Below are 1,386 nucleotides of genomic sequence, written 5' to 3' on the forward strand. Positions count from 1 at the left end.
GTGTGTGGTGGAGCAAGGAACCTACCGGGAGCTACTGAAGGCAGAGGGAAAGTTTATGGAAATTTTCAAAAATCAGATCTCTGAAGATTCTGCAGGGCGCAAAACTTCTGCTGAAAGGGGCTATAAAGATGCGTAAGATTATGACTAATACTGTTTGGTCCGTGGTTTATGCTTTCAGAAATCACCCCGTATGGACCGTTTCCTATCTAGCGTCTGTTGTGTGCCTATCATTATTCCCTGCTCTGCAGATGGAGGCTGTCACTAGACTTGTTGAGCATTTGGGTCAGAGCCAGGATGAAGTGCTTCCGCTAGCTCTGGGGGTTAGTTTTGTGCTGGCAGGATACATTGCCCTGGGACAAGCATCAGACTCTCTGCGTATGATTCTAAATTCTCGAATGTCAAGTACAGGTATTCAGAATGTATCTTCTCGTCTGGCGACTTGTTCCTCTCAGGAAATCGCGAGCGGTGATTATGCTCGCTCATCAAGGGCAGCTCATGAAGCTGTGACAGGGGGGAGCCTGGGGTCTCAAGTTTCCACTATGGGTGCTCTGATATTCATCATTTTTTCGACGGGAGCCCTTAGTTATTCCATAGGAAAGATCAATGTATATGCTTCACTCTGCATGCTTGCAGGCATGATTCCTGTTGCCTTGATGTCACATCTCTATTCGAGTAAGAATGCTGAGGCAATGGAAAAAATATATTCATATAGCTACAACGCGTGGCATAGCACTAACCAGATTGCACAAATAACTACTGCTCGTGAGCTTGCAATTCTTAATGCTCGGTCGTTCTTTGCGCATCGTGCTAATCAAGAACGGAAAAAATCTGGTGAGGAGGAAATTGGCCTAGCTCGTTACATCCTCAGAATATATACAATTGTTGGTTTTATAAGCGCTGCATTGCTAGCTTTAGCCCTTATTTTTCTAGCGGCCTCGGTGCCGGCTCCCGGTGCTCTTGCTGGAGCTGTTATAGGTATTACCTCGGCTATAGTCTCGCTTGGCTCGATGGGAAGCGACCTTAGCTCGATGGCAGCGGGGTCAAACGCAATTGATATATATCGAAAGTTTATTTCTAGCGCACAGCCCAAGCAGAAAAATTCGGTTGCCGATATCTACCCCGAAATCTCTAGCGTTTCCATTAGGAATCTTGCTGTCCAGTATCCAAAAGCTGATTCTTTCGCTCTTAAAAACATCAATCTCACTTTTGGTCCCGGGCAGATGATTGGTATTGTCGGGCCCAGCGGATCAGGAAAGACAACCCTAGTAAATGCACTCATGGGTATGCTGAAGCCCTCCAAAGGAGACATCCTCATTGGAGATAAGCCGGTACAGGACATATCACCTGATGATTTGCTGGCAAATGTTGGTTTGGTGAGTCAAGACT

General features: G+C 46.2%; 1 protein-coding gene. It reads left to right on the plus strand.

Annotation, left to right across the window (positions count from 1 at the left end; all coding sequences use genetic code 11):
* Positions 1 to 140 precede the first annotated feature (140 nt).
* A partial coding sequence (locus HMPREF2842_RS09145) for an ATP-binding cassette domain-containing protein (RefSeq protein ID WP_168165233.1) occupies positions 141 to 1,386 on the plus strand: 1,246 nt, incomplete at its 3' end.

Source organism: Rothia sp. HMSC069C10 (assembly GCF_001812205.1).
Lineage (GTDB): Bacteria > Actinomycetota > Actinomycetes > Actinomycetales > Micrococcaceae > Rothia > Rothia mucilaginosa.